We start from the raw sequence: 7,983 nt of genomic DNA, 5'->3' as shown, positions 1-7,983 counted from the left end.
TGTTCGTCGCGTGCTGATGTGCGCGAGCGATTGTGGAGTCCACCGACAGTGACCAGTCCACCAGCCCGGCCTCGTCCGCGGCGGCGGTGAGCTTGGCGAGCACCTTGTCCCAGGTGCCCCCGACGGCCATGCGGTGATGCCAGGTCCACACCGTCTGCCACGGCCCGAACCCCTCCGGCAGATCCCGCCACGCGATCCCGCACCGATACCGGTAGACGATGCCCTCGACCATCAACCGAGCATCTGCGAACGGCCGCCCCTTCCGCCCGGTCGGGCGGGGCAGCATCTCCTCGATCAACGACCACTGGGCATCCGAAAGCATCTGAAACCGCTTCACGAACTCAGACTCTCAGCGCGCTGCCGATCTATTTGTCAGACACGCCCTAGGCGCAGGGCTCGTACGCGGGCTCTCCGTCGGTGACGAGCGACACCTTCGTGGCGCCGTCGATGCCGTCGGTGAACGTGAAGACGAGATGATCCCCCACGAGGACGAACGACCGGCCCGAGATCGCCGACGCCTCCTCGTGCGTGTCCTCGTACGCCGACAGGACCTCGTCCTCCGTGGAGCCGAGGCCGAGCCCCTCGGCCGTGCGGGGGCCGACGTCGGCGGTGTCGCCGTTCCAGTTGACGCTCACCTCGTGGACCGTGCCCACGTTCGCGCTCGTGTCGTCGATCACGACGATGTCGTAGGCGTTGTCGGAGGTCGTGCCGTAGGCGACGCCGTCGCACCCCGGCATGTCGCCGACGCCGGAGCCGCGGATCGCCTCGACCGTGTCGTCGAAGTCGGATCCGATGACCACGGGCCCGATGCGGTCGTCCGCGATGACCCACGAGTCGGGGTCGGAGGGGTCGTCGACGGGAGCGGCGCTCTCGCTCTCGGAGGGCGTCGGCGTGAGCGACGTCGTCTGGAGGGACGAGTCCGAGGGAGTCGGGTCCAGGGTGGGAACCGTCGAGGTGCATCCCGCGAACGCCAGGGTCGGGGCGAGAGCCGCGGCGGCGACGGCGATCCGGGTTCGCGTCATGATGCGCAAGGTTCTCCTCCTTCACGGGTCGAGGCGGCCGGGTGAACCGCCTCACGGAACGTTACGCGGCGAAGAAAACGGAACGGTCACGAACGGCGCCGGTATAACAACCGTTCGACAACGATGCCCTGGACGTACGATGGACGGATGCCCAGCACCGCGATCGCCGACGCGCTCGCGACCTGGTATCGGGCGGAGGCCCGCGACCTACCGTGGCGCCGCCCCGGCTTCGGCGCATGGGGCACCCTCGTGAGCGAGTTCATGCTCCAGCAGACGCCCGTCGCCCGCGTGATCCCGCTCCTCGAGGCGTGGCTCGAGCGCTGGCCGACCCCGAGCGATCTCGCGGGCGCGGCCCCCGCCGACGCCGTGACGCAGTGGGCGAACCTCGGTTACCCGCGCCGCGCGCTGTGGCTCCACCGCGCTGCCGTCGAGATCCGCGACCGGCACGACGGCGTCGTGCCGCGCGACGTCGACGATCTCCTCGCGCTCACGGGGATCGGCGACTACACGGCGCGCGCCGTCGCGGTCTTCGCGTACGGCGACCGCCACCCCGTCGTCGACACGAACACGCGCCGCGTCCTGACGCGAGCCCTCGAGGCGAAGGCGCACCCCGCGGCCGCGCACCGTCGCGACCTCGAGGCCATGGCCGCGATCCTCCCTGCGAGCGCGTCGGAGGCCGCGATCGTCGACGCCGCCGCGATGGAGCTCGGGCAGGTCATCTGCACGGCGCGGTCGCCCAAGTGCGGCTCCTGCCCGATCGCGCACGAGTGCGCGTGGCTCGCTGCCGGCTCCCCAGAGACCGCGGACACGCGCGTGAAGCAGGCGCGGTACGAGGGATCCGATCGCCAGGCACGCGGCCGGATCCTCCAGGCGCTGCGCGCCGCCGACCCGGATCCTGTGCCCTTCGACGCCCTGATCGCCGAATGGCCCGACCGCGTGCAGCGCGGCCGGGCCATCGATTCGCTCCTCGCCGACGGGCTCGTGAGCGCGGACGGGGAGCTGGCGTCGCTCCCCCGCTGAGGATCACTCCTCGTCGTCGTGCCGGTACGGATCCTCGTCGCCCGCGTAGTGCGCGTTCGCCGCGAGACCCTGCACCTCGGCGTCGCGCTTGCGCGCCTCGTCGAGGAGCGCGGTGAGGTTCGACGCCTCCTCCGGGAGCGCGTCGGCGATGAACTCGAGCGTCGGGGTCAGGCGCGTGTTGAGCCCGCGACCCACCTCGCTGCGCAGCATGCCCGTCGCCGACTTCAACGCGGCGGCCGAGCCGGCGCGCTCCTCGTCGGTTCCGTACACCGTGTAGAACACCGTGGCGTTCTGCAGGTCGCCCGTCACGCGGACGTCGGTGATCGTCACGAATCCGAGCCGCGGGTCGCGCAGCCCCTTCTGCAGGCGCTCCGAGAGGATCACGCGGATCCTGTCGGCGACGCGGGATGCTCTTTCGCCAGCCATGGTCAATCCTTTCCTGAGACGAGTCTGCCGGGCGGCCCGACGAAGGGCCACCCGGCAGACTCATGACTCGCGATCAGTCGCGGGGCTTCTCGACCATCTCGATGGTCTCGATCTCGTCGCCGATCTGGATGTCGTTGTACTTGCCGAGGCCGATACCGGCCTCGAAGTCGGTGCGCACCTCGGTGACGTCGTCCTTGAAGCGGCGGAGCGACTCGATGGCGAGGCCGTCGGCCAGCACCACTCCGTCGCGGATGACGCGCGCCTTGGCGTTGCGCGTGATCGTGCCGCTCTTGACGATGACACCGGCGATGTTGCCGAACTTCGAGGAGCGGAACACCTCGCGGATCTCGGCCAGACCCGCCTGCGCCTCCTCGAACTCGGGCTTGAGCATGCCCTTGAGCGAGGCCTCGACATCGTCGATCGCGTTGTAGATGACGTTGTAGAACCGCACGTCGACGCCCTCGCGGGCGGCGGCCTCGCGGGCCTTCGTGTCGGGGCGCACGTTGAAGCCGAGCACGATCGCGTTGTCGATCGTCGCGAGGTTGATGTCGCTCTCGGTGATCGCACCCACACCGCGGTGGATGATGCGCAGCTGAACGCTGTCGTCGACCTCGATCTTGAGGAGCGACTCCTCGAGCGCCTCGACGGCACCCGAGACGTCGCCCTTGATGATGAGGTTGAGCGACTCGACCTTGCCCTCCTCGAGGGCCCTGGTGAAGTCCTCGAGCGACATGCGCTTGCGCGCCTTCGCCAGGGCGGCGTTGCGCTCGACGGCCTCGCGCTTCTCGGCGATCTGGCGTGCGGTGCGGTCGTCCTCGGTCACGAGGAACAGGTCGCCCGCTCGCGGGACCGAGTTGAGACCCTGCACCTGCACGGGACGCGACGGCGCGGCCTCGAGGACCTTGTCGCCGTTCTCGTCGAGCATGGCGCGGACGCGGCCGAAGGCCGTGCCGGCGACGATCGGGTCGCCGACGCGCAGTGTTCCGCCCTGCACGAGGACGGTCGCGACGGATCCGCGGCCCTTGTCGAGCTTGGCCTCGATCGCGACGCCGCGCGCCTCCTTGTTGGGGTTGGCGCGCAGGTCGAGACCCGCGTCGGCCGTCAGCAGGATGGCCTCGAGCAGCGAGTCGATGCCCATGCCCTCGCGAGCCGACACGTCGACGAACATGACGTCTCCGCCGTACTCCTCGGCGACCAGACCGTACTCGGTGAGCTGCTGGCGCACGCGAGCGGGGTTGGCGTCGGGCTTGTCGACCTTGTTGACCGCGACGACGATCGGCACGTCGGCGGCCTGCGCGTGGTTCAGGGCCTCGACCGTCTGCGGCATGATGCCGTCGTCGGCCGCGACCACGAGGATCGCGATGTCGGTCACGTCGGCACCGCGGGCGCGCATGGCCGTGAAGGCCTCGTGACCCGGGGTGTCGATGAACGTGATCGCGCGATCGTTGCCCTCGTGCTCGGTCCAGATCTGGTACGCACCGATGTGCTGGGTGATGCCGCCGGCCTCGCCCTCGATGACGTTCGTCTTCCGGATCGCGTCGAGAAGTCGCGTCTTACCGTGGTCGACGTGACCCATCACCGTCACCACGGGGGGACGGATCTCCAGGTCCTCGTCGTCCTCGTCGAGCTCCTCCTGCTCGAGGTTGAGGCCGAAGCTCTCGAGGAGCTCCTTGTCCTCGTCCTCGGGCGAGACGATCTCGATCTTGTAGCCGATCTCGGCGCCGAGCACCTCGAACGTCGACTCGTCGAGCGACTCGGTCGCGGTCGCCATCTCACCGAGGTGGAAGAGGACCGTGACGAGGTTTCCGGGAGGCACGGGCATGCCGTGCATCTGCTCGAGCTTCTCGGCGAAGTCGGCGATCGATGCGCCGCGTCGCATGCGGATGATGGTGCTGCCGTCGCCGCGCGGAACCTTGACTCCGCCGACGATCGGCGCCTGCCGCATCTCGAATTCCTGGCGCTTCGCCCTGCGCGACTTACGCTGCTTGGACTTGCCGCCGCCCTTTCCGAACGCACCTGCGGTGCCGCCGCGGCGACCGCCGGGGCCGGGGCGACCGGCGAATCCGCCGCCCGGACGTCCGGCGAAGCCGCCGCCGCCCGCGCCGCCACCGGGACGCTGCTGGAACGGAGCTCCTCCGCCCGGACGGGCTCCGCCGGCACCGGGACGACCGCGACCGGGGCCGCCGGGGCGACCCGTCCGGGCCGCGCCGGGGCGCGGGGCCTGCGGCTTGGGGGGACGCGGGATGTTGCCGGGCGTCGGGCGCTGGCCCATGCCCTGCGCCGACGCGAAGGGGTTGTTGCCCGGGCGCGGTCCGCCGGCCGGGCGCTGGCCCATGCCCTGCGACGACGAGAACGGGTTGTTGCCCGGGCGCGCGGCGCCGGGCTTCGGGGCCGACGATCCTCCGGGACGGGGCGCCTGCGAACCGCCGGGGCGCGGGGCCTGCGAACGGCTCTGACCCGGGGCCGGGGCGCTGCTCTGGCGCGGCGGGCGCGCGGGAGCGGCCGCGGCCTGGGGGGCCTCCGCCTTCGGCTCGGCCTGGGGCGCGGGCTTCGGGCTCGGCTTGGGCGCCGTGCGGGCGCCGGGGCGCTGGGGCGCGGGGCGCGGGGCGCCGGGCTTCGGCGCCGCCGCGGCGGGCGCCTGCGGCTTCGCGTCGCCCGCGGGCTTCGCGGATCCCTCGTTCGCGAACGCGGCGCGCAGCTTGCGCGCAACCGGCGGCTCGACGGTCGACGAGGGGCTCTTCACGAACTCGCCGAGCTCCTTCAGCTTGGCGAGAGCCGCCTTGCTGTCGACGCCGAGTTCGGCCGCGATCTCATGTACGCGTGGTTTTGCCACAATTCTCCTGTCTGGGTGGCCCACCCAGACGAGGGCAGGCCGTTAGAGGCGGACGGGTCTCATTTCGAGCCGTTCACTTGAGTTCCATAGCTGTTCAGCCATTCCTCGAGGGCCAGCGCGTCGGCTTTCGGCGACACGCGCAGTGCTCGTGCGAACGCGCGGCGCTGGAGAGCGATCTCCATGCAGTCGCGGGACGGGTGCACCCACGCGCCTCTCCCGGGCATCGACGCGCGCTCGTCGACGACGAGCTGCGATCCGATGGCGGCAATCCGCAGAAGAGCGGTGCGAGGGGCACGCGTGCGGCATCCGACGCACGTTCGTACGGGTTCCATCCTACACGCCCCGGCCTGGGCGGCCCCGCCCGGGATCAGTCGTCCTCGAGGATGCTGTCGGGCTGGATGTCGATCTTCGCGCCCGTGAGCTTCGCGGCGAGGCGGGCGTTCTGACCCTCCTTGCCGATCGCGAGCGACAGCTGGTAGTCGGGGACGAGCGCCCGGACGGCCTTCGTCTTCTCGTCGAGGACGAAGCTCGACGAGACCTTCGCGGGAGAGAGAGCGTGCGACACGAACGTCGCGAGGTCCGGGTCGAAGTCGACGATGTCGATCTTCTCCCCCGCGAGTTCCTCCTGGACGGCGCGGACGCGGCGTCCCATCTCGCCGATGCACGCGCCCTTGGCGTTGATCGTCGAGTCGAGCGCGTGGACGGCCATCTTGGTGCGGTGCCCCGCCTCGCGGGCGAGCGCGACGATGTCGACGAGGCCCGAGGCGATCTCGGGGACCTCGAGCGCGAAGAGCTTGCGGACGAGGCCGGGGTGCGTGCGCGACACCGTGATCGCGGGGCCCTTGTTGCCGCGGGCGACGCTCGTCACGTAGACGCGGATGCGGGATCCGTGCGCGTACTCCTCGCCGGGGACCTGCTCCTCGGGCGGAAGGATCGCCTCGACCGTGCCCAGGTCGACGTGGATCATGCGCGGGTTCGGTCCCTGCTGGACCACGCCGGCGACGATGTCGCCCTCCTTGGCGCGGAACTCGCCGAGCACGGCGTCGTCGGCGATGTCGCGGAGGCGCTGGCTGATGACCTGCTTCGCGGCGAACGCGGCGATGCGGCCGAAGTCCTCGGGGCTGTGCTCCTCCTCGCCGATCACGGCGCCCTCGTCGTCCTTCACCGGGACGAGGATCGCGACGTGGCCGCTCTTGCGGTCGAGCTCGGCGCGGGTGCCCTCCTCGACGTCGCCCGTCTGGGAGACGTGCTTCTCGTAGGCCGTGAGCACGGCCTGCTCGATGATGCGGGCCAGCTCGTCGAGCGGAATCTCCTTCTCGCGTTCGATCGAACGCAGCAGGGCCAGATCGATGTCCACAGCAGTCTCCCTCTTCAGTTCTTCCCGGCGGGCGGCCGGTCTCGTGCAACGTGCCACGATACCCGAGACACCTCGCCGGATGTTGGGCGTCCGGGCTGGCGGTGCGGCCCGACACCCGTCAGACTTCTGCGATGGAAACCGTCGCAGCCTGGCTCTCCCACTGGGGAGGCGAACTCTGGTCCTGGATCGTCCTTCCCGTCGTCGTCGTCCTCGGCCTGTACCTCACCGTCCGATCGGGGGTCGTGCAGCTGAGGATGCTCCCCGAGATGTTCCGCACCCTCGTCGACAAGACGCCGACCGACGCCGACGGCAAGCCGCAGTCGGTCTCGTCGTTCCAGGCGTTCACGATCTCGGCCGCCTCGCGCGTCGGCACGGGCAACATCGCGGGCGTCGCGACCGCGATCGCGATCGGCGGCCCCGGCGCCGTGTTCTGGATGTGGCTCATGGCGTTCGTCGGCGCCGCTTCGGCCTTCGCCGAGTCGACGCTCGCCCAGCTGTTCAAGGTCCGCGGCTCGGACGGCTTCCGCGGCGGGCCGGCGTACTACATGATGCGCGGGCTCGGACAGAAGTGGCTCGGCGTCTGGTTCGCCGTGATCCTCATCATCTGCTTCCCCTTCGGCTTCAACGCGCTGCAGGCGAACTCGATCTCGGCCGCGACGTCCGGCGCGATCGCGACGATGACGGGATCCGACGTCAGCGGATGGATGCCGTGGGTCGTCGCCGTCGGGCTCGTGGTCCTCACGGCCCTCATCATCTTCGGCGGGGTGAAGCGGATCGCGACCGTCACGCAGACGCTCGTCCCCGTGATGGCGCTCCTCTTCCTCCTGCTCGGACTCGCGGTCGTCGCGGTCGAGTTCGAGAACCTCCCCGCCGCCTTCGCGTCGATCTACACGCAGGCGTTCGGGTTCAACGAGGTCGTCGGCGCGGCATTCGGGCTCATCGTGCTCACGGGCGTCAAGCGCGGCATGTTCTCCAACGAGGCGGGCCTCGGATCCGCCCCCAACGCGGGCGCGTCAGCCGCCGTCACCCACCCCGTCAAGCAGGGCCTCGTGCAGTCGCTCGGCGTCTAGGGCGTGTCTGACAAATAGATCGGCAGCGCGCTGAGAGTCTGAGTTCGTGACGCGGTTTCAGATGCTTTCGGATGCCCAGTGGTCGTTGATCGAGGAGATGCTGCCCCGCCCGACCGGGCGGAAGGGGCGGCCGTTCGCAGATGCTCGGTTGATGGTCGAGGGCATCGTCTACCGGTATCGGTGCGGGATCGCGTGGCGGGATCTGCCGGAGGTGTTCGGGCCGTGGCAGACGGTGTGGACCTGGCATCACCGCAT

General features: G+C 70.3%; 8 protein-coding genes and 1 pseudogene. 3 read left to right on the top strand and 6 right to left on the bottom strand.

Features of this window, described 5'->3' with window-relative positions; genetic code table 11:
• Positions 1–337 (bottom strand): transposase (locus tag H576_RS0112170; RefSeq protein WP_029151158.1); only part of this gene is annotated, 337 nt, incomplete at its 3' end.
• Positions 338–383: 46 nt separating this feature from the next.
• On the bottom strand, positions 384–1,022 hold the full coding sequence (locus H576_RS0112165) for a hypothetical protein (protein ID WP_156888222.1): 639 nt from the start codon (positions 1,020–1,022) through the stop codon (positions 384–386).
• A gap of 147 nt (positions 1,023–1,169) precedes the next feature.
• Between H576_RS0112165 and H576_RS0112160 the strand changes: the two genes are divergently transcribed.
• Positions 1,170–2,042 carry an HhH-GPD family protein gene (locus H576_RS0112160; protein ID WP_029151156.1) on the top strand — a complete coding sequence of 291 codons (873 nt, stop codon included), beginning with the start codon at positions 1,170–1,172 and terminating at the stop codon, positions 2,040–2,042.
• A 3-nt stretch (positions 2,043–2,045) separates the two neighbouring features.
• Here the strand turns inward: H576_RS0112160 and rbfA are convergent, their stop codons facing one another.
• From rbfA to nusA, 4 genes are all read right to left on the bottom strand, one after another.
• Positions 2,046–2,468, bottom strand: a complete 423-nt coding sequence (rbfA, locus tag H576_RS0112155) for a 30S ribosome-binding factor RbfA (RefSeq protein ID WP_029151155.1) — start codon at positions 2,466–2,468, stop codon at positions 2,046–2,048.
• A gap of 73 nt (positions 2,469–2,541) precedes the next feature.
• Positions 2,542–5,301, bottom strand: coding sequence for a translation initiation factor IF-2 (infB, locus tag H576_RS0112150; protein ID WP_029151154.1), 2,760 nt, complete (start codon positions 5,299–5,301; stop codon positions 2,542–2,544).
• Positions 5,302–5,360: 59 nt separating this feature from the next.
• A complete protein-coding gene (locus H576_RS17385) occupies positions 5,361–5,633 on the bottom strand; it encodes a YlxR family protein (protein WP_084502721.1) in 273 nt (90 codons plus the stop codon).
• A gap of 35 nt (positions 5,634–5,668) precedes the next feature.
• Positions 5,669–6,658: a transcription termination factor NusA gene (nusA, locus tag H576_RS0112145; RefSeq protein WP_029151153.1), complete on the bottom strand. Its 990-nt coding sequence runs from the start codon at positions 6,656–6,658 to the stop codon at positions 5,669–5,671.
• A gap of 131 nt (positions 6,659–6,789) precedes the next feature.
• Between nusA and H576_RS15725 the strand changes: the two are divergent.
• A pseudogene (locus H576_RS15725) lies at positions 6,790–7,725 on the top strand (alanine/glycine:cation symporter family protein); the annotation flags it as partial.
• 49 nt (positions 7,726–7,774) lie between these two features.
• Positions 7,775–7,983, top strand: a 209-nt coding sequence (locus H576_RS0112135) for a transposase (RefSeq protein WP_029151152.1), incomplete at its 3' end; no start/stop codon positions are given.

It is taken from the genome of Microbacterium indicum DSM 19969 (assembly GCF_000422385.1).
In the GTDB taxonomy this organism is placed as follows: Bacteria; Actinomycetota; Actinomycetes; order Actinomycetales; family Microbacteriaceae; genus Microbacterium; species Microbacterium indicum.
Note: the sequence above shows the minus strand (reverse complement) of the source record. Positions and strands in the feature narration are given on the sequence as shown.

Coding starts and splice junctions, on each gene's coding strand:
- H576_RS0112165 (WP_156888222.1), bottom strand. CDS start 1,022: ATGACGCGAACCCGGATCGCCGTCGCCGCCGCGGCTCTCGCCCCGACC.
- H576_RS0112160 (WP_029151156.1), top strand. CDS start 1,170: ATGCCCAGCACCGCGATCGCCGACGCGCTCGCGACCTGGTATCGGGCG.
- rbfA (WP_029151155.1), bottom strand. CDS start 2,468: ATGGCTGGCGAAAGAGCATCCCGCGTCGCCGACAGGATCCGCGTGATC.
- H576_RS17385 (WP_084502721.1), bottom strand. CDS start 5,633: ATGGAACCCGTACGAACGTGCGTCGGATGCCGCACGCGTGCCCCTCGC.